Below are 23,951 nucleotides of genomic sequence, written 5' to 3' on the forward strand. Positions count from 1 at the left end.
TGCTCCCGTCTGCTTAAGCTTTAGGTACAATATTTAAAATGTATAGCAATACAATGAAGATTACTAACATTGCCCACATAATGTAGTTAATTTCTTTTCGCCGCCCGGCAGCCACCATGAGGATGGGATAGGTTAGGAAACCAAAGGCAATTCCGTACGAGATGTTATACGTTAATGGCATGCCAATCACGGTTAAGAAGGCTGGCATTGCAATTTCAAATTTATCCCATTCAATTTCACGTAATGCTGACGCCATTAATACCCCCACCACAATTAGTGCTGGTGCAGTAACTTGGTTAGTAACTACGGTTAGGAGCGGCGAAAATAGCATACTAAACCCAAACAATACCGCAACTGTTAAAGAAGTTAACCCCGTCTTTCCTCCAACCGCAATTCCTGCTGAAGACTCTACGTAAGCTGCGGTAGGTGTCGTTCCCATTACTGATCCAGCTAACATTGAAACCGAATCCGCTACTAATGCTTGCCCAATTCTAGGCATTTTATTATCCTTCATAATTCCAGCTTGTTGCGCTAACCCAATCAAGGTTCCTGCGGTATCAAAGAAGGCGACTAACAGGAAGATTAAAACTACCGCCCACATTTGAGGGTCCATCATTGAAGATAAATGATAAACTCCGACCCCAAAAGTCGGCTTCATGCTTGGTGCAAGAGAGATGATGCTCGCCGGCATTTTGATTAGCCCAGTGATCAATCCTAACAAGGCGGTCGACACTAAACCAATAAAAATGGAGCCCGGCACCCTTTTTGCCATTAAAATGGCAATCACAAAGATTCCAAAAATTGTTAGCCAAGTGGTTGGAACGGTCAAAGAGCCAATTTCAACCAACGAAGTTTTGCTAGCGGTAACTAGTCCGCCACCTTGGAGACCAACAAAAGCGATGAAAATACCGATTCCCGCCGCCATTGCTAGTTTCAAATCTTTTGGAATTGCATTAATTACCACTTCCCGAACTTTAAGAAACGAAAGGATGGTAAAAAGGACCGAAGCGACAAATACACCCGCCATTGCTTTTTGCCAAGAAATTCCCATTCCCAAAACTACTGAGAAAGTAAAGAAAGCGTTGTCGCCTAACCCAGGGGCTACAGCAATTGGATAATTTGCTAAAAATGCCATTAAAGCACTTCCTAAAATTGCCGATAAAGCAGTTGCCGTAAAGACCGCTCCCTTATCCATTCCAGCTGCTCCTAAAATGCTAGGATTAACAAACAAAATGTAGGCCATTGAAACAAACGTTGTTAGGCCTGCTAACATTTCCCTCTTAATCGTGGTTCCATGACCGCTTAAATGAAATACTTTTTCTAACATATTGTCATCCGCCAAAATTTGATCGTTCGCCTTTTGCATGGTAAGTACCGTCCTCCAAATATTTTTTAGCTTTCTCCACTAATTATTCCATACTTTATTTCAATTTACAATCGAAAATATTCGTATTTAGCTTTAACAATAACTCAAAAAATGCTAAAATAGCCCTCACAAGGCCCTAATGACGAACTACCTACCAGAAAGGAAACAGATTATGGATAAAATAACCAAGGAGTTTATTCAGGGACTCCCCAAAGCTGAACTACACTTACATATCGAAGGAACCCTCGAACCTCAGTTGAAGTTAAAATTAGCCAAACGAAACCACGTGGATATCGGACAAAATACGGTTGAAGAGGTCCAAAAGACCTACCAATACGATGATTTGGCCTCGTTTTTAGCCGTTTACTACCCCGCAATGAACGTCTTACAAACGGAAGCGGACTTTTATGACTTAGCTTTTGATTACTTAAAACGTGCCGCCCAAAATAACGTCCGCCACGTTGAAATCTTTTTTGATCCCCAAGCGCACACTAGTCGTGGGATTAGTTTTGCGACCGTAATTAACGGATTATATCGGGCAACGGTTGACGCGCGAGCCCTAAATATCGATGCCGGATTAATTATGTGTTTCCTGCGTGATTTCTCAAAAGAATCCGCACGAAAAACTTTAGCGGAAGCTTTGAAATATCAAGATAAGATTATTGGAATCGGCTTAGATTCAGACGAACACAATAATCCACCATTAAAATTTGCACGCCAGTTTGAAGATGCAGCTGCTGCCGGTTTACATCGCACCGTTCACTGCGACATCGACCAAAAAGATTCCATTGAGCATATTCGTCAAGCACTTGAAATTATGGAAGTTGAACGCATCGACCATGGTACCAACATCGTTGAAGACCCCGATCTGGTTGATTTGGTTGCTAAACGAGGAATCGGTCTAACTTCGTGTCCGCTTTCTAATTCTTTCGTATCTCCAGAAATGAAGGGTCAAGAGGTTTTAGAACTCCTATCAAAAAACGTCAAAGTTTCAATTCACTCTGACGATCCTGCCTATTTTGGTGGCTACATCAGTGACAACTACACCGCGATTGCTAGCCAATTCAAATTAACTAAACCACAAATTATCCAATTAGCTAGAAATTCATTTGAAAGCTCTTGGATCAGCGATCAACAAAAAGAAATTTATCTCAACGAATTAAACAACTACGTAAATAGTAATTAAACTTAAAAATCCTTCCACGGCGGTAAATGTTCGTATGCTTTAGGCGTATAATATGAACCATAAACCACTGTGGAGGATTTTTTATGAAAAACAACCAATTTGGTCGCATTGACGTTGACCAAGATGAAGAAATTACCGAATTGAAAGCAATTCATTTTATTGACCAGGACCTGATTGCCGATCCTAAGGCACAATTTGAGGATTTTCTCCGGCGTTCTTTTTTAATCAGCAATCAAGAGTCCACGTTTCAACAAAAGTTAGGCAACCTACTTGCGACGCCTAACCAAACTGCAGCAGACTTTTTTGCGAGCGCAGAGCCGCTAACCCTGGATATTTTTTATTTAATTGCCTTACAGCTATTACAATTTGAATCAGGAATTGATTTTTCTGTTATTGACCCGCAGGCTGCAACTGCCAAAATCAACTTACCGCGCCTTGCCCTTGACGCTCTTGAAACTAGCGCAGACGTGGCACACGCTTGGTATTCAATTTTGACGGCGCACACGAAAAATGGGGAAACTTACCTTGATCACCTTACCCAACAAGGCTACTTCACCCCGTTCTACGCGACCACAACCGCCCCGTTATTCTTCAACGGAAAAGCCCAAGCCGTCTTTGACCCGCATCAAATCATTCGGGAAGTCGTTTACGTAGAAGCTCCCTTAGATACTGATCACGATGGTAAACGCGACCTGTTAAAAGCAGAAATTTTACGTCCTGCCCAAACTGAGCAAGGATACAAGGCCCCCGTTTTGTACACTGCCAGTCCCTATAACCAAGGAACTAACGATCATTGGGGTGAACAAGTAACCCATAATGTCGACGTCCCGTTAACTGAAAAAACAGTTAACCACCTTACTCGCGAAGACGTGACGGCTAAACCGTATGATCCAGAACTACCACCCGAACGACAAGTTAAGGGTCAAGCTGAACACGCTTGCGAACACTTTGCCCGCGAACAACCCTACACCTTAAATAACTACTTCCTAACCCGTGGGTTTGCGGTAGTTTATGCGGCCGGAATCGGAACCCGGGATTCAGAAGGTTTGCGGGATACTGGTTCGGTGGCGGAAACCATTTCCACCACGGCAATTATTGAATGGCTCGCGGGAAATCGTCGCGCGTTTACTAACAAAACCGATAACATTGAAATCAAGGCCAACTGGAGTAACCATAAAATTGCCATGACCGGACGTTCCTACTTAGGTACGTTAGCCACTGCAGCAGCTACTACCGGGGTCGAAGGTCTTGAAACCATTATTTCGGAAGCGGCCATTTCCAGTTGGTACGATTATTATCGGGATGGCGGTTTAGTTGCCGCTCCGGACACCTTCCAGGGTGAAGACATGGACGTCCTCGCTGCCGAAGTCTTTAGTCGACAAAAAGACCTTGGGGATGCTTTAAAAGTTCGTAGTAAATTTGACCAAGTTTTAAACCGGATTAACCACGACCAAGACCGGCAAAGCGGCAACTATTCTCGCTACTGGGACAGCCGCAACTATCTCAACCAAGCCAAAAATATTAAGGCCGATCTAATTTTAGTGCACGGTTTGAACGATTGGAACGTCAAGCCCCGTAACGTCGCTAACTTGTGGAACGCGGTCCGTGACTTGCCAATTAACAAGAAGATTATTCTTCACCAAGGTCAGCACATTTACATTAATAATTTCCGTTCGATTGACTTTACCGACATGATGAACTTATGGCTAAGTTACAAGTTGTTTGGCGTGGAAAATAACGCTCCAGAAGTTTTACCAAACGTCATCATTCAAGATAACGTAGAACCCGAAACGTGGCATACCTACCCTGACTGGCAGGATGCTGATGATGAAGTACGGGAATTCACCCTCCAAGCCAAAACACTGGTGGACGCTGCTTTACCAACTAAAAACGAGGCCGCCTCGTTTAAAGACGTCCTCGATCCAGAAGTTTTTGAAATGTACAAAAATAACCTTACGCAGTGGCATACCGACCTGCTTAACACGGAACACGCCACCAATGGTAAAAACCAGATGCGTGATAACCGGTTAATCTTCAAGTCTGCCCAACTCGATCACGATTGGTATATTGATGGGGCTGCGGAAGTTAAGGTTAACGTGGCGGTTAATAAACCATTTGGAATGCTTAGTTTTCAACTAGTTGACTTTGGCGATGCCCGGCGCTTAAACGTCACCCCAAGCCTCATCCAACCTCGCTCGTTAAGCGGCAGTTACGATTGGCGCACCGACGACTTACGGGAATTTACGCAACAAAAGAGCGTTACCCCGTGGAAAATGATTAGTAAGGGTCACATTAATTTGCAAAATCGGACTAACAACTATCGCGTTGATAAAGTTGTGCCTAACCAATTCTACGACGTAACTTTACAGTTACAGCCGACGTTCTACCACCTTCCTGCAGGTCACCAATTAGGATTGGTAATTTACGCAACTGATTTTGAAACCACCATCCGGGGCAACCAGGATTTGCAATATTCATTGCAGCTTAATCAAAGTCATTTAAAGGTTCGGCTTGCCAACGTAATATCCGACCGTTCGTAACGGTTCGGAGCTGATGACCATCGTTGACAAGTAGTTCATTTTCAGGTGTGACCCCCGTTACTTTTCCGGTAAGCCGACTTGCGACCTGATCAATGATCACCCATTGGTCTTGTAAAATCGATAAATCTAAATACTTTGGATTAATTGCGTCAGACGCCAGTGTCTGGCGCTTTTTTTGGATAGCTTGGTTGATCTTAATCAACAGGTCGGTTACTTGCGTTGCGTTTGCTTGTTCGACAATCGGCCCTCCCGTCCGCAACATCGTTTGGGGAAAGGTCGTGGTTAAGATGTTCAACCCCATTCCCAGCACCAGCCCGATTAGTTGATTATCATCATTAGACACGGCTTCGCACAGAATGCCGCCCACCTTTTGATCATGTAAATATAAATCGTTCACCCATTTAATACCAAGCGGTTGTCCAAAAACGCGGTGCACCGCTTCGGCAACAATCACGCCCACGTTTGCCGTTACCCGTCCGGGATGTAAAACGGTGGCTGGGGCTAGAGGAAGGTAAATCGAACAGTAAATCCCCGAAGTCGGTGAATAAAACTGGCGCTGGTTAGTCCCTCGTCCAGCCGTTTGTTGATTGGCAACTACCATACCCGCTATTCCAGGATTTTGTTGCACGCGCGTAAAAGCTACGTCATTAGTAGAGCCAACTTGGTCAAAATATTCAATTTTTTCATCCGGAAATTCATTTTGTAATCGTGCGACATTAATTTGCATTAAAATTACTCCTTAATCAACTGCAGAAAATAATTAATTTTTTCTAATTTTTTAATTTAAGCACTAAGTCGGTTATACCAGTATTTTCGCGGAACTTTACTCCTAAACGCTTCTCATTTAATCTGGTCACTTTCTAATAAATCTGCTATTATAGGCTTAAATTTAAGAAACTAGGTGAAATATCTTGAAACAAGGTACAACAATTTTAACACTAGATAACGGATATCACTTATGGTCACATACGGATGGGACTAACGACTCCATCCACCTTTTGGCCCTTCATGGTGGTCCCGGTGGCAATCACGAATACTGGGAAAACTTCCACGATGAACTTTTAAAACAAGGTTTGGACGTCCAAGTTCACTACTACGACCAATTGGGTTCGTGGTATTCTGACCAACCCGACTACTCCGACCCTGAAATTGCTGAAAAGTACCTCAGCTACGACTACTTCCTTGACGAAGTGGAAGAAGTTCGTCAAAAACTCGGCATTGACCACTTCTACTTGATCGGTCAATCTTGGGGTGGCGCGTTGACCATGATGTACGCATTGAAGTATGGTGAACACTTAAAAGGTGCCATCATCTCTTCCATGGTTGATAATATCGATGAATACCTTGAACATCAAGACGCAATTCGAGACGAAGCCCTTGCTCCCGAAGATGCTCAGTTCATGCGTGACTGTGAAAAGTCCGGTGATTGGGATAACGAACGTTACCAAAAATTAGTCGACGTACTTAACGCTGGTTACGTAGATCGTAAACAACCAGTGGCAATTCGTCACTTGGTTCCAACTATGGCAACTCCCGTTTACAACGCTTTCCAAGGCGACAACGAATTCGTTGTTACTGGTAAGTTGAAGGAATGGGACGTTCGCGACCAAATCCATAACATCAAGGTCCCAACCTTGTTGACCTTCGGCGAACACGAAACCATGCCGTTGAAGTCGGCACAACGGATGGCTGAAGTAATCCCTAACGCTAAGTTAGTTACTACTCCAGATGGCGGTCACCACCACATGATCGACAACGCCCCCGTTTACTTCAAGCATCTTGCTGATTACCTTCGCGAAGTAGAAGCAGGCACTTTTAATAAATAATAGATTTCAAAATAGAGGTTAGGATTGCTCCTAGCCCCTATTTTTTTATCTCGGCCACCCTTTTCTTTACAAAACGCCTGACAAATTTTCGGGCTTATGGCTGGTTATTGCTAAAGAAAAAAGCTATCATATAGTAAGTAAGGTTAAATAAAGGAGGAATTTCTCATGAATAAACTCACCGATACCTATACATTAAATAACGGGGTTAAGATTCCCGTAATCGGTTTTGGAACTTGGCAATCTAAAGATGGTGAAGAAGCATACCAAGCAGTTAAGGCTGCCCTAGATGCTGGCTACCGTCATATCGATACTGCCGCAGCTTACGGTAACGAAGAAAGCGTGGGAAAAGCCATTAAAGACAGTGGCGTAGCTCGCGAAGACCTCTTTGTCACCTCTAAGCTATGGAACGAAGACCACGGTTACGAAGCAACGAAAAAAGCCCTTGATTTAAGTTTGCAAAAACTTGGTTTAGACTACCTCGACCTCTACTTAATTCACTGGCCAAATCCCGTTAAATTCCGTGACGAATGGCAACAAAAGAACGCAGAATCTTGGCGGGCAATGGAAGAAGCCCTAGAAGCCGGCAAAGTGCGGGCAATTGGGGTTTCCAACTTCCGGCCTCACCACCTAGACGAATTGTTGAAGACTGCTAAGGTAACTCCCGCAGTTAACCAAATTTTCCTCAATCCTAGCGATACTGAAGACGAAGTGGTTGCTTATAATAAAGAACACGGTATCCTCTCCGAAGCTTACAGCCCACTAGGAACTGGTAAAATCTTTAGCATTCCAGAACTTAAGGAAATTGCTGAAAAGTACCACAAGTCGGTCGCTCAAGTAGTTATTCGTTGGTCATTACAACACGGCTTCTTGCCACTACCTAAGTCTGTTCATGCAGAACGGATTCAACAAAACACCGAAGTATTTGATTTCGAGCTATCTGCTGACGACATGAAAACCATTGATGGTTTCCATGGCCAAGCAGGTGCCCCAACCGATCCCGATACAGCAACATTCTAATTAATATTACTAATCGCTAAACAAAACGGAGCCCAACATCTTATTGATGTTAGGCTCCGTTTTTGATTGTAATTAAGTTCTAGCGATCCAAACGTAATTTTTCCACGTTGATCACTTTATCAATCCAGCTGTTATAAAAACTACTTTCGTGAGATACCACGATTAAGTTTCCCTTAAAGCGTTGCAAAGCTTCACTTAGGGCTTGCTTGGTTTCGTCATCAAGATGATTGGTGGGTTCGTCCATGATCAAGAAGTTAGATTCAATCAATTCCATCAAGGCTAACTTGACTTTAGTTTGCTCGCCACCACTTAGTTGATGCATAGGTTTTTGGGTATCCGCCGCGTTAATCCCACACTTGGCTAACTTAGTCCGAATCGTTTTTGGTAACATGGTTGGATATTTTTCTTGAATTGTTTGTAATGGTGTTAGGTCGGGGTTATCCCAAACTAATTCTTGGCTAAAATAGTTTACCTTAGCTGATGGTGAGAAATGAGCTTCCCCACCTAAAGCCGGAATCAAGCCTAAGATACTCTTAATTAACGTCGACTTTCCGGCTCCGTTAAACCCAGAAAAGGCCACCTTTTCGCCCGCCACCATGGAGAACGTCACTGGTTCCAAAAGCTGCTTTTTACCATAACCAACGGCCAACTTATTAACCGCCACGGCGTTTTGTGAGCCCGTATCTAGGTAAGGAAAATCGAAATGCCCCTTCAAGTTTTCACTAGGCGGATCGATCTTGTCCATCCGATTAAGCATCTTTTCCCGGGATTTCGCCATTGTTGAACGTTGGCCAGCCTTATTCTTGCGGATAAAGTTTTCCGCCTTTTCAATGACTACTTGTTGCTTTTCGTAAGCCTTTAATTGTGCTTCTTGCCGCGCTTCCTTTTGTCGCATTGCGGATTGGAAATCGCCCCGGTACTTAGTAATTTTGTTAAATGAAACGTCGCAAATACAATTGGTTACCTTTTGCAAAAACTCATAGTCGTGAGAAACTACCATGAAAGCTCCCTCGAAGCCGTTAAGGTAGTCTGCCAACCAATTAATGTGCGCGGTATCCAAATAGTTGGTCGGTTCGTCTAGGATCAATACGTCAGGATCTTGTAGTAGGAGCTTTGCCAAAATGATTTTGGAACGCTGGCCCCCACTCATCTCGCTGACAATGTGATCCTTACCGATATCATCAAGTCCTAAACCGGTCATTACCCGGTTAATTTCGGTATCGATTTCGTAAAAATTGTTAGCGTCCAGATTTTCTTGGATCCGCCCCGCCTTTTCCAACAACTTATCATCCAAATTTTCGGCATATTCGGCATAGTATTTTTCCATTAAATCACGTTGCTTGAACAAATCTGCGTACGCAGTGGTTAAAAATTCGTACAACGTGTCATTTTGCGGAATATCCGCATACTGGTCTAAATAACCATAAGTGACCTTATTTTGCCAAACAATCCGGCCCTTATCTGGTAAAGTTTCGCCAGTCAAAATCTTAATTAGCGTACTTTTACCAGCACCATTTTGCCCGACAATTCCCATGTGATCTTCTTTATTCAGTTCGAAACTTGCATCTTCATACAGTTCTTTGTCCGCAAAACCGTGGCTCAGATGTTCAACTGATAGCAAACTCATTTTTTTCACCCTGTCTTTTTAAAATAACTAGTAACCACCGTAGCATGAATTACCACAAAACGTCAATTGAATTTACCTATGCTATACTTGTACAGGTTATAAGGAGGATTTATAGATTATGAATATTCGAGAAATTGATCATATTACCCTAACCGTGGCAGACGTTGCTCGTAGTGAACGTTTTTACCACGAGGTTTTTGATATGCCGATCCTAACCGACGCTCCGTATCCAGGTGTGCGTGCGGGGAAGCAGCGAATCTATTTTACAACTAAGGAGACCCAGCCGGCAATTGCTCCAGCGCAACCAACCTCCGGAAGCATTGCGTTGTCACTGGTTGCCAAAAATCCGATGAACGAAATTGTCAACCACTTAAAGAGCTACTTTGTGGAAATCGTCGATGAACCAAAGCAACGCCAAGGAACTCACGGAAAGGTCCAGTCGCTGTTGATAAAGGACCCGGACGGAAATGTGGTGGAAGTGGCGAATTATTAAAAAGTGTGGAAGCCCTCGGGCAGAGTTTGAGGAATAACTGGATTGGGTCCTTAACCGCGGGTCCCGCGGTTAAGAACCCAATCTGGTTATCCGCAGGACTCTGAGGGCTGGAGCACGTCTCGACTATCTCGCAACCCAACAGATCCACACCCATATTACAAAAATAGAGGCTGGGAACGCCAAATTCCCAGCCTCTTTTATTAATAATTAATCATTTTCATTAAAGGTACTTAGCGTCCCCCACTGGATCCTGTGAAGTTAAAATTTTAGGACCATCTGGCGTAACCACTAAAGTATGTTCGTATTGGCAAGATAAACTGCCGTCCATGGTGGTAACTGTCCAACCGTCTGGAGCAGAAGTATCACATTGCCAACTTCCGGTATTTACCATTGGTTCAATAGTGATGGTCATTCCGTTCCGGAGCCGCGGACCGTGACCAGCTTCACCATAGCCAGGAACCATGGGATCTTCGTGCATTGTTGGTTGAATACCATGACCAACAAATTCCCGGACGTCGCCATAACCCATTTCGTCTTCTACGTAAGTTTGGATTGCGTGACCGATGTCGCCGATTCGGTTTCCTTCAACGGCTTGATCAATTCCGAGGTACAAAGCTTTCTTAGTAACTTCCATTAATTTCTTAACTTCGTCACTAACTTCACCAACCGCAAATGCCCAGCAAGAATCGGCCATGTAACCATCCACACTGACTACGGTATCAACCTTAACCAAGTCGCCTTCCTTTAAAATCAAATCTTTCCGCGGAAAGCCGTGACATACTTCGTTGTTAACACTCACGCAAGTTGCGTATTCGTAACCTTCAAAGCCCTTTTCTTCAGGAACTGCGCCGTGTTCATCTAAATAACGAAGCGCGAATTTCTCGATATCCCAGCTAGAAATTCCTGGCTTAATAACATCGCGAAGTCCAATATGCATTCCTGCTAGAACTGCACCTGCTTTCCGCATTCCTTCAATTTCACGTTCTGATTTCAATGTAATCATTTTATCCACCCGTTTCTTAATTAACCTAACTACTATGGTATCACAACTTTGGTGACCAAATTAACCCAATTGCCTTGCTTCCCGTATAGGTTCCCACGTACGGACCAATTGGACAAGATTCTACGTGTAAGCCCGGGTATTGGACCTTCAGTTCACTTTGCCATTGCATGCTGCGATCCACATCGTCAGCATCGACCACCGTCACCGTCAGATGGCGATAATCAACCACTTGTTGCGCAAAAATTTCACTAATCGCTTCCATAGCGTTTTTTATCTTACGCTCTTTACCGACCATTTCTAAGCGGCCTTGCCGATTAATCGTTAAAATTGGGCGCATCCCAAAAAATGAGCTTACCAACGAAGTTCGACTGGCAATGTTCCCCGAAATCTGGAGTTCTTTAACGTTGTTGACCGCTAAGTACACTTCCGTTTGACTACGATACTTACGCAACTGCCGCAAAACTTCGTGGATGTCCACGCCACTATCTAACAGGTTGGCCGCCAAAATAGCTGCGTTGCTTTGCCCAGCCAAAATTGAGCCCGAATCATAAGGGTAAACTTGTAGTTCCTTAATTACCGGCACGGAAGCTGAAAGACTATTGATGAACCCGCTCAAGCCTCCCGACAACCCGATGCACAAGGCTGCTTTATAACCCTTCGCAGCAAGTTCAGCAAAAACCCTTTGCATTTCCTTAATCGGAATCTGCGAAGTGGTGGGGTGGTACTTTTCTAATTTCAACATGCGATAAAATTCATCCGCATCAATATCAACATTTTCGTGATAGACGTGCTTGCCAAACATAATTGGCTGGTTAACCACCGTAATGTTGTACTTCCGCGCTATCGCAGGATCAAGGTTAGCCGAACTATCGATCACAATTGCCGTTTTACTTTGATTCATTTTCATTAATCTTCTTCTCTATATATTTCGCTAATTTTGCTTCGGGATAAACGCCGGTAACCTTTTCGATTGCCTTGCCGTCCTTAAACAAAACTAATGAAGGAATACTCATTACCTTAAATGATTGGGCCAATTCTTGGTTATGGTCAACGTTAAGCTTGCCAAAATGAACTTGGTCCCCGTAACTTTGCTCCAGATTTTCTAAAATAGGTTCCATCATCTTGCAGGGTCCGCACCAAGGGGCCCAGAAATCAACGATGGTCAATCCATCTTTAGTTACTTCAGCTAAATTTTCACTTGTTACCGTAGCTGCCATGAGGAGTCTCCTTTTTATTTATAGTATATAGATTATAGCATTATTTGCGTACGCTTTTTCTGAGGTAGTGAATTGCGATCGTAATCAAGAATGCCAGCACTACGATTCCGGCAAAAATTCCCGAATTAATTTCAATATCAATCGCGGGAATCGACAAGAATAATTTAAGGGCAATAATCCCAATCAGCACGTAGGCCATTGTCTCTAGTTCAGGAATCCGGTGCATTAATTTCATAATCACCTCGGCAATTCCCCGCATCGCTAAGATTCCAATTAAGCCTCCCAGCAGCACAATGACCGGGTTAGAAGAAATCGCCAGCGAAGCCAATACCGAATCGATTGAAAAGACAATGTCCATAAATTCGATTTGGATTACCACCCGCCAAAAAAGCGAAATTTTACCCCGTGGTTTCACCAATTTACGGGTTCGACGCCCCCGTTTCCGTTTGTCAAAATAGCGAAACACTAGGTATGCTAGATAAAGTGCTCCAATGATTTTAATTTCCCATAGGTGAATGAGGTAAGTCCCAATTCCGATTACTAAAAATCGAAATAGGTACGCGCCCCACAAACCGTAAAATAAGGATTTTTCCCGTTCGACCTTATCCCCCAACACTTGGGTTTGGGTTGCAAGAACTACGGCATTATCCACCGATAGTAAACACTCGATCATCACCAGTGACAAAATCACTAACCAGTCCGAACTAGACTCTAATACCGTCTTCCAGTTGTTGAGATCGAAGAAGGGACCGTATAAATTTGTTAAAATATTCAATATAAATTTCTCCCCTTAAATTCCAAATAATATATTTTAAACGATTTAGTATATTTTTTCACCCATTAAGGGTTACACTTAGGTTAATACAAACAACGAGGTCCAGATTATGTTAAAAGTAAGCAAAACCGTGAATGATTTTTCGCTAATTCAAGTCTCGAACCCGAGTACTTTAGAATTACAGACCCTAGTAAAAACTTACCACGCCACTTCCGAAACGTTGAGTTACGCAATTGACCCTAACGAACGTGCTCGGGCAGAAATCGACGAAGAAAATAACAGCTTTTTGATTATTTTCCACGCTTTAAGCTCGCTATATAATGCCGGTATTCAGACCGAACCGGCCGCTTTTTTGTTTCTGCCTAAGGCGCTGGTAATTTTTACTCACGATTCTACCCACTACGTTAATAAAATTATGGATCGCAATTTAAAAACTTTATTACGTAAAACTTTAAATAAACCTGTCCAGTTAAATAGTTCGCTGATGGTTAACGCCGTTTTCAACACGATTTACGAACTTACAATGCGGTTTAACGACGCGGTCTCCCGAATTAATTATGATCGTCAGGCAATTCAGGATAAATTTAAAACCCGCCTGAACCACAGCGGCATCCAAAGCATGTTGCAATTAGAAACCAGTTTAATCTACTTACTGACTTCTCTAAAGTCGAATACGTCGTTGCTTAACAGCATGATGCGCCTCCCCAACCTAAACCTGACCAAGGCCCAACGTAATCGGCTTGAGGAGATCATTATTGAATCAGAGCAGAGTCAAGAAATGGCCCAGCTATCTTCAGACATTATCGAACAAGTTTCTAAATCCTATTCGGATATTCTAGACAATAACTTGAATAATACCATGAAATTCCTGACAATTCTTTCAATTGTTTTAGCAGTTCCTAACATTGTTTTTGGTTTCTTCGGTCAAAACGTTAAATTACCGCTTGCCGATCAAGGCTGGAGTTGGCTCGTTACCTTAGAAATTTCGTCCCTATTAATTCTAATTGTTTATCTAATCGTTAACTGGAGTAACTTTTTTAAAAAATAATCTCGCAAAAATACAGCATTTCAGACCGGCATTGAGTAAAACCGCGCCGGCTTGAAATACTGTATTTTTTATTATAGTTTGCTGTTGCCTGCCGAAACGTGCAAAAAACTCAATCTTCTCCGGCTAACCAAATTAAGGCATCAATCGCTCAAACCGCGATTAATGCCTTAATTCTGTGGGCCTTCTTTGCTGTGTAGTCAAAACGTGCTCCGAAACCCAAGACTCTCCGGCTAACCAAATTACGGGACCAATTGCTAAACCCGCAATTAGTCCCGTAATTCAGTGACGCTTCTTTGCTGCCTTGTCGAAACGTGCAAAAAAACTCAGTCTTCTCCGGCTAACCAAATTAAGGCATCAATCGCTCAAACCGCGATTAATGCCTTAATTCCGTTAGTCCTCAAAGACTACCCGAGTTTTTTCGCACTCTTAATTGCGTTACCCATGCCGTCAACGGCACCGCACTAATTACCCCGATGAAACCAATCAAAATCATCGAAAATTCTGCCGCAAATATCTTATTATTAAAGAATTCGCTAAAGCGGTAATTCAACTTCACGTACCAAATAAATAAACCTAGGAAACTTCCAAAGAAGCCAAAAAACAAGGTATTCAAAGCGGTCCCGATAATTTCTTTTCCAATTTCGTAACCGTGGCTAAAAAGCTTGGTCAAATCTAAATCCGGCGTTGTTTCAATCAGTTCCTGAATCCCCGTCGATACGGCAATCGAAGCTTCCGCAACCGCCCCCAACGAACTAATAATCATTGTCGACGTAATTACGTCACTAAACTTAATCCCAATTAACAACGACATCCCTTCAAGGTCCTCGTTATTCTCGTTACCGAATCCTTGAATCATTAAATGGGGATGAATGATCAGAATCAGCCCAATCAAAACTACTAATACTAATACCGAACTGTAAAAAGCATTCTGTGTAATCTGGTCGTCGTCACTGCCCATGAAAATTGTAATGGCTAAAATCACCAAACTGCTGATAATGGTCACCGTCAACGCCGGAAAGCCCCACGAAATTAAAGCAATGTTTACGAACAATACCGCAAAATTCAAAATTATGCTTAAAAAGGCCCGCAATCCGGTCGCTCCCCCCACGATAACCATTAAAACCGCCAAGATGATCATTAAAATTAACGTCGCGCTAACCATTAGTCGGTACCCCCTTATTTTTGAAAAAGACGCCCGTTAGCCAACTCGCAATCGGTACCGTCAACACGATTCCAATTCCACTGATTAAGCTTTGCACGAAACCTAACTGCATGTTCATTTCAAAGGCGTACTGCCAACTGTTCCCGTTGCGTAAATAAAGCACCATCATGGAAAAGGTATCGGCCATAAAAATCATGAACAACACGTTTAAAAGGGGACCCATAATGGTTTTACCGATGTTTCGTCCCGAAATCCACAGCTGTTTCATTGAAATCTGCGGGTTTTCTTTTCGCAGCTTAGCCAAACTGACAATGATGTCGGTAGACTCATCCATTACGGCCCCTAACGAACCTAGCACCGTTTCTGCTAAAAAGAGCGGCTCGGGATTTTGGGTCACGTACTCCATGGTTTCAAAATGAAGCCCACCGTTGCCCGTCAAACTAAATACAAGTCCGCCAATCAACATTGCGCTAAAAGTTCCTGCTAAAGTCGTTAACAGACTAACCATCATTTTCTTGTTCCAGCCTAAAACTAAGGCAAGGGTAATGGCGCTAAACAACACCGCAACTACGCTAAAAATTGCCAATACTGCATATCCAGATTCTTGCACGTCAATTTCCACGGCAATAAAAAAGAGCACCATGTTTAATAACACACTGACAATTGCGTGAATTCCGGTTCGTCGCATTAAAATCAACAGTCCTACGGCAATCACTACCAATATCGTGATGGCGACGTCCCGCTTCAAATCTAATATTGTCGCCCCCTTCACCCGCTGCCCGGTGCCATTAAAATGTAACAGTACCGTTTGGCCCGGGCGATATTTTAAATCGGTCGCTTGGGAACCACTATATTCGTTCTTCACGGACACCGTTTGCCCCCGGTGTTTTCCGTTTAAAATTTTAATCTGGAGGCGTTGCTTGGCACGATAATCGTGATTATTAAAATTGTCGGTTTGCGGAACCTTTTTTAAATTAGTAGCCCGTTCAATTCGACCTAACGGGGTCCGGTAAATCACGTCGTCATGCTGTACTAAGCCCACCACGAGTAGGCCAGTCAATATAACTACCAATATTAACCCAATTTGAGATTTCCAACGCATTAGAGTTTTTTCTCCATCCAATAATGTAATAGGCCCGCTTCCATTTCTGGACCGCCAGTGCGCTCGTAATTCAACGCAAAGTAGAAGGGTTCCGCAGTTGCTTGGGCGTGTAACCGAATCTTTTCAATGCCCGCTTGGCGTCCTTGGGTTTCAATGTATTCAAAAAGTTCTTGGGCAAGGCCGTGACGTCGCGATTCCTTGGCAGTTGCCACCCGTTGTACTGTCCAAGTATTGGGCTCCGTTCGCCGAGTCCGGGCCGTCACGACCGGCGTATCGTCTTCGTAGCCCACAAAGTATGTATAAAAATCTTCGTCAGCACCAAATTCAAGTGCGGGATCAATCCCCTGCTCCTCCACAAAAACTTGTCGCCGGAGTGCTAACGCGTCCATGTAAATTGGGCCTGTCGCTCCCTTAACCATTTTAGCTTCCATCGTGACCTTCCTTTCCAAATCCAAATTATTAAGCCCATCTTACAACAATTTCTTCCCAGATTTGAAAATTTATTAAAATTTTATTTTATTCTTTCTTTAGTACCGACCCCTTAAGATTTCTTTAAACAATCTATGGTAAAATTGCATTTATATTTGTAAAGAACGTACTTTTGAAAGGTCTTTGAAAATGAAATCTCTTAAATCAAGAATTGACACGCGGTTCGGGTTCTTTATCCTGATCAGCGTCCTATTTTGGTTAAAAACTTTATTCGCTTACTTTACCGACATTTCTTTAGGAGTGTCTGGTATTTTCCAGTGGATCATTTTATTAATCAACCCCATTGCCACCACTCTGCTAATCTTCGGGCTAGCCCTCTATGTCCGTCCTAAACGAGCTTTTTACTGGACGGCGATGCTTTTAGATTTAGCTAATACAGTTTTACTTTACTTAAACGTAATTTATTTTCGGGAATTTTCCGATTTTATGACCGTCAACACGATGCTCGGATATTCCAAGGTAAACCAAGGACTCAGCGCAAGTTCCATGTCGCTAACCAACTTTCACGACATCTTTTATTGGTTGGATCTACTGGTCATCTTTTTACTATTAGCCTTGAAAAAAATTAAGATGGATCCCCATCCGTTACCGAAAAAATTTGGTTTTCAAATTACTTCGGTAGGGATTTTATTCTTTGCGTTTAACCTCATGCTTGCCGAAATGGACCGTCCCCAATTAATCACCCGGACTTTTGACCGCTCCTACGTGGTTAAATACATGGGCATTGACGCCTTTACGGCTTACGACGGCGTTCAACTGGAACGCAACATTAAGATGCGTTCCGAAGCTAAAAAAAGTGAGCTTACCTCGATTGAAAAATACGTTAAACAACACTATGCTAAGCCATCCGACGTTAGTTTTGGGAAGGCTAAGGGCAAAAACGTCATTATTATTCATTTAGAAAGTTTCCAACAGTTTTTAATTGACGATAAGGTTGAAGGACAGACGGTAACCCCGTTCTTAAACAGTATTTACCATAGTAAATCAACCTATTCCTTCAGCAATTTCTTCCACCAAGTGGGCCAAGGAAAAACTAGCGACGCGGAAAACATGCTGGAAACCAGTACGTTTGGAACCCCGCAAGGTTCCCTGTTTGCCCAACTAGGTTCGGACCAAACTTTCCAAGCGGCTCCGGCAATTTTAAAACAGCACGGTAACTATACTTCCGCCGTTTTCCACGGAAACACCGCATCGTTCTGGAACCGCAATAACACTTATAAAAACATGGGTTATGAAAACTTCTTCTCCGCTAGCGACTTTGACGTTTCTGGGGATAAATCGACTACTTACGGACTAAAAGATAAGCTGTTGTTTAAAGACTCTGTGAAGTACTTACAACATCTGCAACAACCGTTTTACGCTAAGTACATTACCGTAAGTAATCACATTCCGTACACGTTGGACGCAGAAGACAGCGACTTCAAAACTCCCGACACTGGCGATGCAACCGTGGACGGTTACTTCAAAACCGCTAACTATCTCGACCAATCCATTGAAGAATTCTTCAACTTCTTAAAGAAATCGGGATTGTATGATAACTCAATGATTGTGCTGTATGGTGACCATTATGGGATTTCGAACTCGTCTAACAAAGCTTTAGCGAAAACTTTTGCTCAAGATCCAAATCACTTTAAACAGTTCGGCGATAATCCCACCGAAAACTGGAATAGTTGGGATAACGCCCAGTTACAACGGGTTCCCCTAATGATTCACATCCCAGGAATGAAAGATGGCGGAATTCAAAACCAATATGGGGGCGAAATTGACGTATTGCCAACCCTCCTTCATTTACTAGGGATTTCAAACAAGAACTATATTCAATTCGGTACCGACTTGTTGTCCAAACAACATAGCCAAATCGTAGCGTTCCGCAACAACGACTTCGTGACGCCTACGTATAGTTCGATTGGCAACACCCTGTACGACCAAAACGGTAACGAGATTACCGATCCTAGCGACGCTTTCTTAAAGAAGGTCAAGAAGGACCGTAAAGCCGCCCATAAACAATTAGAGATGTCGGATTCCTTGAACGAAAAGAACCTTTTACGCTTTTACAAGAATCCCGACTTTAAGAAGGTCAATTCCGCAGATTACAACTATTCTGACGGTTTAGACAAAGCTATCAAGATTGAGGACAAACTAAAATTAAAATCTACTTCAATGTATTCGCGTAATCAAGATAAGTCGTTGGAAGACCTTTATAAAACTGACGCGCCTGAAGTAAACCATAAGTCAACCAGTGAAAATCGGATTAAGATTACTAATCCGGATTCAAATGGTAGCTGATTTTAAAATTTAAAAGAGGATTTTCGTTGCGTGATGCAACTGAAAATCCTCTTTTTTGTGGTTTGATTTAGTTAATTTTGGCATTCTACTGCTATGTAGTTGAAACGCGTGAAAAAACTAGCTCTCTCCGGCTAACTAAATTAAGGCATCAATCGCTAAACCCGCGATTAATGCCTCTGCGTTCTGTTGCTATGTAGTCGAAACGTGTTTTCGGCCCCAACTTCCTCCGGTTAACCAAATTAAGGCACCAATTGCTAAACCCGCGATTAGTGCCTGGCGTGCTACTGATAGATAGGCGAAACGCGCGGAAATCCCCAGCTCTCTCCGGTTAACTAAATTAAGGCATCAATCGCTAAACCCGCGATTAATGCCTCTGCGTTCTGTTGCTAGGTAGTCGAAACGTGTTTTCGGCCCCAACTTCCTCCGGTTAACCAAATTAAGGCACCAATTGCTAAACCCGCAATTAGTGCCTGGCGTGCTACTGATAGATAGGCGAAACGCGCGGAAATCCCCAGCTCTCTCCGGTTAGCTAAATTAAGGCATCAATCGCTAAAACCGCGATTAATGCCTTAATTCTGTTAGTCCTCAAGAGCTACCCGGGGATTTCCACGCTCTATCATTTAAACATCGACGTACTATGTACCGGGCCCCTCTTTCCCGGATACAACTTTTTCATAATTTGATCTACCGCAATCGGCCCCTCTCCAAACGCCGTGGCTATCAATCTTAATTTTCCTTGATATTCAATTCCATCACCAATTGCATATACGTTCGGCAAATTTGTTTTCATCAAGTTGTCCACCGCGAACATCCGGTGCGCTTGTTCTAATTCTACATCCCATTGCTTAATAATCTTATTGCTCGACGTAAATCCGTAGTTAACCACTACTTGGTTAAACTTCCGGGTCGTTAGCTCCTCGGTACCGACTTCCTTTAAGTCCACCGTTACGCCCGCGGCTTCTTCCCGAACGTCATGAATCAAAAACGGCGTTAGGATTTCTACCGAAGACTCCTTCAATCTTTGCACACTTAGTTCAAGCCCGCGGAATTGTTCCCGCCGGTGAACTAGGCTAACTTGGTGTGCGACCTTCTCCAACATCAACGCCACGTCAATCGCGGAATCTCCGCCGCCAGCAACCAACACGTCTTGGTCCTTAAACTGAGCTAATTCCGGAACGTGGTAAAAAATCTTGTCGCCTTCCAATTTTTCAAGGCCCTTCACCGCTAGTTTACGCGGATTGAACGCTCCGTTTCCGGTGGCCAACAGAATTGCCCGCGACTGATACTTTGCCTTCGTGGTTTCCACGTCGTATAGTTCCCCGTTAGGCGTAATGTTCACAACCGTTTCGTTAAGCCGGATCGGTACGTTAACCAAGCGAGTCTGCTTTTCCAATGACTTTGCTAAATCAGCAGCCTTCACGCCTGCGTAACCGCCCACGTCGTAAATTACTTTTTCTGGGTATAAAGCAGCTGCTTGTCCACCCACTTGGGCCAAACTTTCAATAATCTGCGTTTTTGCAGTCCGCATTCCTGCGTAAAATCCTGCAAACAACCCCGCAGGACCGCCCCCCACAATCGTAATGTCGTATATTTCAGTCATGATTTCTGCATCCTCTTTAATACAATAATTTTTTAGTTTACTAAATATCTTAACAGTTTCTCCAGCAAAAAAGAAAGCCAAGCATTGTTTTTTAACAACGAGTTTCGTATGATTAATTTGTACTACAGTACATAAACGTTTATTTAACGGAGGGGTTCTTTTGGCAAGTAAAAAAATGATTCTAGATCTTGATACTGGTATTGACGACGCAATGGCCATAGCCTACGCGTTAGCTGCTCCAGACGTCGATTTGATTGGTATTATTTCCACATATGGTAACGTACTAACACCCGATGCAGGAATTAACAGCTTAAAAATTCTCGAATTGCTCGGGCACACCGACATCCCCGTTTTCTTGGGCGATGAACATTCGCAAACAACCGACCATTTTGAAGTAATGCCAATTAGCGCACAAATCCACGGAAAAAATGGGATTGGCGAAGTGGACCTACCTACTCCGCAACGTAAATTAGAAGAACAATCTGGGATCGACTTCCTAATCGAAGCTGCCCACCAATATAACTCAGATTTAATCTTAGTTCCTACTGGTCCACTGACTAACCTCGCGGCCGCAATTCGGAAGGATCCGGAAATTACGGACTTGATTGGCAAGGTAACGCTAATGGGAGGCGCCCTCACCGTACCAGGCAATGTGTCCCCAGTGGCTGAAGCTAACATTAACCAAGATCCGCACGCGGCTAACGAAGTCTTTACTCGTCAAAAGAACCTTACCATGGTTGGCCTAGACGTTACCCTAAGAACGTTGCTTACTAAAAAAGAAACCCAACAATGGCGTGATTTAGGCACCAACGCCGGACGGAAATTTGCTGACATCGTTGACTACTACATTGATGTTTATAAAATTACCAGTCCGCACTTAGGCGGCTGTGCGCTCCACGATCCGCTAGCAGTCGGCGTGGCCTTAGATCCTAGCCTAGTTCAAACGCTGGCCTTAAACATGTTTGTAGATACCACTGACGCCATGTGGGGCCGTACCATTGGTGATCCTGCTCGTCTAACCGATCCAGAACCCAACGTCAACGTAGCAATTAACGTAGACGCCGACCGTTATCTACAACGTTTCATGGAATATTTAACTAACTTATTCAGTAAATAACTAAATTACTATTAATAAAAACGCGAAAATCGATTTTTCCGCGTTTTTTTGTTACGCTAATTAACATAAAACAAAGAAAGGAGGACACGTATTGAACGTTTTATTTTTCATTTTAACTTTAATGTTGGCAGTTATTGTTGCTAACATTTTAGATTCTCGAATTAAGTTCCTACCTCGAGCAATTGTGCAAATCTTAGTGGGTTTGCTGCTATCATTTGTCCCGAACTTTAATCACTTTGTTTTGGAACCCGAAATATTCATGCTGGCAATCATTGCACCACTGATGTTTCATGACGGTGCCAATACCGATATTAACAAATTAAAGCTAACCCTCGGAAACACGTTCTCGTTAGCCGTCGGTTTAGCCTTAACCACCATCTTAGGTGTGGGTTACCTAAGTTACTTAATGCTTCCCCACATCCCGCTCGCACTAGCATTTGCTTTGGCAGCAATCATCACCCCAACTGATGCGGTTGCCGTTTCATCCGTAACCGACAACTTAGAAATCCCCCCGGACGCAATGCTTAACCTAAAAAATGAATCTCTTTTTAACGACGCTAGCGGAATCGTGGCCTTTGACTTAGCACTCACTGCTTTTCAAACTGGGCACTTTTCACCTTTAATAAGCATTTTCGACTACTTATACGTATTCTTAGGCGGGTTGATAATTGGTTGGATAATTGGCTGGGCATTTCTGCGACTCCAATTTTTACTGATTGAATCTAATATTGACGACGCTAACATTGTCGTCCCCATTAACTTGATCAAGCCCTTCGCCATCTATTTAGCTGCCGAACTTTGTGGTACTTCAGGAATTTTAGCCGCGGTTGCCGCTGGGCTAGTCCAGAGTACGCAAACCCCATTTTTACGCTTAACTTCCACTAAGATTCAAATCGTTTCTAAGACCACTACCGAAAATCTAAACGAACTGTTAAATGGTTTTGTTTTTATCCTTTTAGGAGTTTCGCTACCTACCGTAATTTACGACATTGTTAATAACAGTCGTCAGGTGGCCTCGTTAACGGATTTAGTATTGATCGGTATCGTGCTGTACGTCACCATGATCGTGATTCGTTACGTTTGGGTGAGCTTGCGACTTGCTAGCATCCGGATTCGTCCCCAAGAACGATTTCTCAACCGTTTCTTAATCGCCATCAATGGCATTCACGGGACGATTACCCTAGCAATGGCCTTCTCAATCCCTTTGGTCTTCAAAAAGGCCGCTTTTCCGTTTCGTAACGACCTAATTTTTATCGCCGCTACGGTAATTGTCCTCAGTCTATGCGTGCCTAGCATTATTTTGCCGCTCGTCTTGCCTAAAAAAACGGTTTCGTATAGCGCCGACGACATTAGCAAATACCGGCAGCAAATGATTAATTACGCTATTCAACAGGTTAAGGACGCTAACGAAGATCCGATTGAAACCCAAGCGGTCATTGCAACCTTACAAAGCCAAGAATCGATGTTCCAGCGTCCAAAGAGACGAACCATTTTTAAACTGTTGCAAAAGTGCTTCAGCTTAGAAGAACAACTGCTACAAGAAATGGTGGACCAAGGCGAAATTAGCTCCAAGTTGCAAACTTTGTACGAACGAATGACCTTTTTCCAAAGCTACCAGCTGCGTCAATCGCTGTTCTACCAAATTTTATACCGAATTAAGTACTCCTTAATACGTTTGAAACACCGGCTCCGACATAAGGCGGTTCACGTTAATAATCAAGCCATTAAACGCAAAATCAAAATTGCGCGAGATGACATTGCGAACGTGGAAGCTAAAATCATCCCCCGGATCCTAGAAGAATTGCACAACCAAATTACCGAAGAAAATCAAGCTGAAGTTCATTGGATTGAAAGCTATTACCGCGAACGTCACCGCCGTTTGCAGAATAATAAGCAGGCTAATCGGATTCAAGACGAACTCTTCATTAGCGCGTTTCAAAATGAATACAATTTTATTCAAAATCAATTAAGTAAGCAAAATATTTCTCGTGAGCTAGCTAACCTGCTATATGAACAGGTAGCTAACGACGAATGGATTTACATGCAAAACGATTACATTTACGCGTAAAAAAAGTCTTAAAAGGATTGTCGTTAAAA

The 23,951-nt window shown here is 43.1% G+C and carries 20 protein-coding genes; 9 read left to right on the forward strand and 11 right to left on the reverse strand.

The features are described 5' to 3' along the window. Window positions 1-13 precede the first annotated feature (13 nt). Window positions 14-1,366, reverse strand: a complete 1,353-nt coding sequence (locus HMPREF0623_RS08505) for an NCS2 family permease (protein WP_002831076.1) — start codon at window positions 1,364-1,366, stop codon at window positions 14-16. A gap of 172 nt (window positions 1,367-1,538) precedes the next feature. On the opposite strand from HMPREF0623_RS08505, the gene add reads away from it, so the two are divergent. Together add and HMPREF0623_RS08515 are read left to right on the forward strand one after the other, a co-directional pair. Continuing rightward, window positions 1,539-2,552 carry an adenosine deaminase gene (gene add, locus HMPREF0623_RS08510; protein ID WP_002830018.1) on the forward strand — a complete coding sequence of 338 codons (1,014 nt, stop codon included), beginning with the start codon at window positions 1,539-1,541 and terminating at the stop codon, window positions 2,550-2,552. Window positions 2,553-2,635: 83 nt separating this feature from the next. Next, the gene (locus HMPREF0623_RS08515) at window positions 2,636-5,092 is read left to right on the forward strand and encodes a Xaa-Pro dipeptidyl-peptidase (protein ID WP_002830019.1); all 2,457 of its coding nucleotides are present in this window, start codon (window positions 2,636-2,638) and stop codon (window positions 5,090-5,092) included. On the opposite strand, the gene HMPREF0623_RS08520 is transcribed toward HMPREF0623_RS08515, so the two are convergent. Beyond that, the gene (locus HMPREF0623_RS08520; protein ID WP_002830020.1) at window positions 5,037-5,819 is read right to left on the reverse strand and encodes a biotin--[acetyl-CoA-carboxylase] ligase; all 783 of its coding nucleotides are present in this window, start codon (window positions 5,817-5,819) and stop codon (window positions 5,037-5,039) included. The genes HMPREF0623_RS08515 and HMPREF0623_RS08520 overlap by 56 nt on opposite strands. 184 nt (window positions 5,820-6,003) lie before the next feature. Here HMPREF0623_RS08520 and HMPREF0623_RS08525 point away from each other — a divergent pair, with 184 nt between their 5' ends. Beyond that, window positions 6,004-6,918: a proline-specific peptidase family protein gene (locus HMPREF0623_RS08525; protein ID WP_002830021.1), complete on the forward strand. Its 915-nt coding sequence runs from the start codon at window positions 6,004-6,006 to the stop codon at window positions 6,916-6,918. Between the two features lie 165 nt (window positions 6,919-7,083). After that, complete coding sequence (locus HMPREF0623_RS08530) at window positions 7,084-7,935, forward strand: aldo/keto reductase (RefSeq protein ID WP_002830022.1); 852 nt, start codon at window positions 7,084-7,086, stop codon at window positions 7,933-7,935. Window positions 7,936-8,014: 79 nt separating this feature from the next. Here HMPREF0623_RS08530 and HMPREF0623_RS08535 read toward each other — a convergent pair whose 3' ends face one another. Further along, a complete protein-coding gene (locus tag HMPREF0623_RS08535; protein WP_002830023.1) occupies window positions 8,015-9,562 on the reverse strand; it encodes an ABC-F family ATP-binding cassette domain-containing protein in 1,548 nt (515 codons plus the stop codon). Between the two features lie 118 nt (window positions 9,563-9,680). Here HMPREF0623_RS08535 and HMPREF0623_RS08540 point away from each other — a divergent pair, with 118 nt between their 5' ends. Continuing rightward, on the forward strand, window positions 9,681-10,055 hold the full coding sequence (locus HMPREF0623_RS08540) for a VOC family protein (RefSeq protein WP_004166721.1): 375 nt from the start codon (window positions 9,681-9,683) through the stop codon (window positions 10,053-10,055). A 220-nt stretch (window positions 10,056-10,275) separates the two neighbouring features. Here the strand turns inward: HMPREF0623_RS08540 and map are convergent, their stop codons facing one another. The 4 genes from map to HMPREF0623_RS08560 are packed head-to-tail and all read right to left on the reverse strand — an operon-like array spanning window position 10,276 to window position 13,050. Next, entirely contained in the window at window positions 10,276-11,058 is a 783-nt protein-coding gene (gene map / locus HMPREF0623_RS08545) for a type I methionyl aminopeptidase (RefSeq protein ID WP_002830025.1), read from the reverse strand. Between the two features lie 40 nt (window positions 11,059-11,098). Continuing rightward, window positions 11,099-11,965: a DegV family protein gene (locus HMPREF0623_RS08550; RefSeq protein ID WP_004166723.1), complete on the reverse strand. Its 867-nt coding sequence runs from the start codon at window positions 11,963-11,965 to the stop codon at window positions 11,099-11,101. After that, window positions 11,946-12,275, reverse strand: coding sequence for a thioredoxin (gene trxA, locus HMPREF0623_RS08555; RefSeq protein WP_002830027.1), 330 nt, complete (start codon window positions 12,273-12,275; stop codon window positions 11,946-11,948). The genes HMPREF0623_RS08550 and trxA overlap by 20 nt, the downstream gene beginning before the upstream one ends. Before the next feature lie 40 nt (window positions 12,276-12,315). Then, window positions 12,316-13,050, reverse strand: a complete 735-nt coding sequence (locus HMPREF0623_RS08560) for a TerC family protein (protein WP_002830029.1) — start codon at window positions 13,048-13,050, stop codon at window positions 12,316-12,318. Between the two features lie 109 nt (window positions 13,051-13,159). Between HMPREF0623_RS08560 and HMPREF0623_RS08565 the strand changes: the two genes are divergently transcribed. Beyond that, a complete protein-coding gene (locus HMPREF0623_RS08565) occupies window positions 13,160-14,098 on the forward strand; it encodes a magnesium transporter CorA family protein (RefSeq protein WP_002830030.1) in 939 nt (312 codons plus the stop codon). A 397-nt stretch (window positions 14,099-14,495) separates the two neighbouring features. Here HMPREF0623_RS08565 and HMPREF0623_RS08570 read toward each other — a convergent pair whose 3' ends face one another. The 3 genes from HMPREF0623_RS08570 to HMPREF0623_RS08580 are packed head-to-tail and all read right to left on the reverse strand — an operon-like array spanning window position 14,496 to window position 16,793. Beyond that, on the reverse strand, window positions 14,496-15,260 hold the full coding sequence (locus HMPREF0623_RS08570) for a YibE/F family protein (RefSeq protein WP_002830031.1): 765 nt from the start codon (window positions 15,258-15,260) through the stop codon (window positions 14,496-14,498). Continuing rightward, window positions 15,253-16,362, reverse strand: a complete 1,110-nt coding sequence (locus HMPREF0623_RS08575; RefSeq protein ID WP_004166724.1) for a YibE/F family protein — start codon at window positions 16,360-16,362, stop codon at window positions 15,253-15,255. The genes HMPREF0623_RS08570 and HMPREF0623_RS08575 overlap by 8 nt, the downstream gene beginning before the upstream one ends. After that, window positions 16,362-16,793: a GNAT family N-acetyltransferase gene (locus tag HMPREF0623_RS08580; protein ID WP_002831068.1), complete on the reverse strand. Its 432-nt coding sequence runs from the start codon at window positions 16,791-16,793 to the stop codon at window positions 16,362-16,364. Before HMPREF0623_RS08580 ends, HMPREF0623_RS08575 begins: the two co-directional genes overlap by 1 nt. Window positions 16,794-16,980: 187 nt before the next feature. Between HMPREF0623_RS08580 and HMPREF0623_RS08585 the strand changes: the two genes are divergently transcribed. Further along, window positions 16,981-19,137, forward strand: coding sequence for an LTA synthase family protein (locus tag HMPREF0623_RS08585; protein ID WP_004166725.1), 2,157 nt, complete (start codon window positions 16,981-16,983; stop codon window positions 19,135-19,137). A gap of 616 nt (window positions 19,138-19,753) precedes the next feature. Here the strand turns inward: HMPREF0623_RS08585 and HMPREF0623_RS08590 are convergent. Beyond that, window positions 19,754-20,737: an NAD(P)/FAD-dependent oxidoreductase gene (locus tag HMPREF0623_RS08590; RefSeq protein WP_036671456.1), complete on the reverse strand. Its 984-nt coding sequence runs from the start codon at window positions 20,735-20,737 to the stop codon at window positions 19,754-19,756. 160 nt (window positions 20,738-20,897) lie between these two features. Between HMPREF0623_RS08590 and HMPREF0623_RS08595 the strand changes: the two genes are divergently transcribed. Then, on the forward strand, window positions 20,898-21,854 hold the full coding sequence (locus tag HMPREF0623_RS08595) for a nucleoside hydrolase (RefSeq protein WP_002830036.1): 957 nt from the start codon (window positions 20,898-20,900) through the stop codon (window positions 21,852-21,854). Between the two features lie 91 nt (window positions 21,855-21,945). After that, entirely contained in the window at window positions 21,946-23,922 is a 1,977-nt protein-coding gene (locus tag HMPREF0623_RS08600) for a cation:proton antiporter (protein WP_004166727.1), read from the forward strand. The last annotated feature ends 29 nt before the right edge of the window (window positions 23,923-23,951 follow it).

Source organism: Pediococcus acidilactici DSM 20284, from assembly GCF_000146325.1.
GTDB lineage: Bacteria > Bacillota > Bacilli > Lactobacillales > Lactobacillaceae > Pediococcus > Pediococcus acidilactici.

What these genes read in the sequence shown, in the direction of transcription:
- HMPREF0623_RS08505 (WP_002831076.1), bottom strand. Translation starts at nt 1,366, where the DNA reads ATGCAAAAGGCGAACGATCAAATTTTGGCGGATGACAATATGTTAGAA.
- add (WP_002830018.1), top strand. Translation starts at nt 1,539, where the DNA reads ATGGATAAAATAACCAAGGAGTTTATTCAGGGACTCCCCAAAGCTGAA.
- HMPREF0623_RS08515 (WP_002830019.1), top strand. Translation starts at nt 2,636, where the DNA reads ATGAAAAACAACCAATTTGGTCGCATTGACGTTGACCAAGATGAAGAA.
- HMPREF0623_RS08520 (WP_002830020.1), bottom strand. Translation starts at nt 5,819, where the DNA reads ATGCAAATTAATGTCGCACGATTACAAAATGAATTTCCGGATGAAAAA.
- HMPREF0623_RS08530 (WP_002830022.1), top strand. Translation starts at nt 7,084, where the DNA reads ATGAATAAACTCACCGATACCTATACATTAAATAACGGGGTTAAGATT.
- HMPREF0623_RS08535 (WP_002830023.1), bottom strand. Translation starts at nt 9,562, where the DNA reads ATGAGTTTGCTATCAGTTGAACATCTGAGCCACGGTTTTGCGGACAAA.
- HMPREF0623_RS08540 (WP_004166721.1), top strand. Translation starts at nt 9,681, where the DNA reads ATGAATATTCGAGAAATTGATCATATTACCCTAACCGTGGCAGACGTT.
- map (WP_002830025.1), bottom strand. Translation starts at nt 11,058, where the DNA reads ATGATTACATTGAAATCAGAACGTGAAATTGAAGGAATGCGGAAAGCA.
- HMPREF0623_RS08550 (WP_004166723.1), bottom strand. Translation starts at nt 11,965, where the DNA reads ATGAAAATGAATCAAAGTAAAACGGCAATTGTGATCGATAGTTCGGCT.
- trxA (WP_002830027.1), bottom strand. Translation starts at nt 12,275, where the DNA reads ATGGCAGCTACGGTAACAAGTGAAAATTTAGCTGAAGTAACTAAAGAT.
- HMPREF0623_RS08565 (WP_002830030.1), top strand. Translation starts at nt 13,160, where the DNA reads ATGTTAAAAGTAAGCAAAACCGTGAATGATTTTTCGCTAATTCAAGTC.
- HMPREF0623_RS08570 (WP_002830031.1), bottom strand. Translation starts at nt 15,260, where the DNA reads ATGGTTAGCGCGACGTTAATTTTAATGATCATCTTGGCGGTTTTAATG.
- HMPREF0623_RS08575 (WP_004166724.1), bottom strand. Translation starts at nt 16,362, where the DNA reads ATGCGTTGGAAATCTCAAATTGGGTTAATATTGGTAGTTATATTGACT.
- HMPREF0623_RS08580 (WP_002831068.1), bottom strand. Translation starts at nt 16,793, where the DNA reads ATGGAAGCTAAAATGGTTAAGGGAGCGACAGGCCCAATTTACATGGAC.
- HMPREF0623_RS08585 (WP_004166725.1), top strand. Translation starts at nt 16,981, where the DNA reads ATGAAATCTCTTAAATCAAGAATTGACACGCGGTTCGGGTTCTTTATC.
- HMPREF0623_RS08590 (WP_036671456.1), bottom strand. Translation starts at nt 20,737, where the DNA reads ATGACTGAAATATACGACATTACGATTGTGGGGGGCGGTCCTGCGGGG.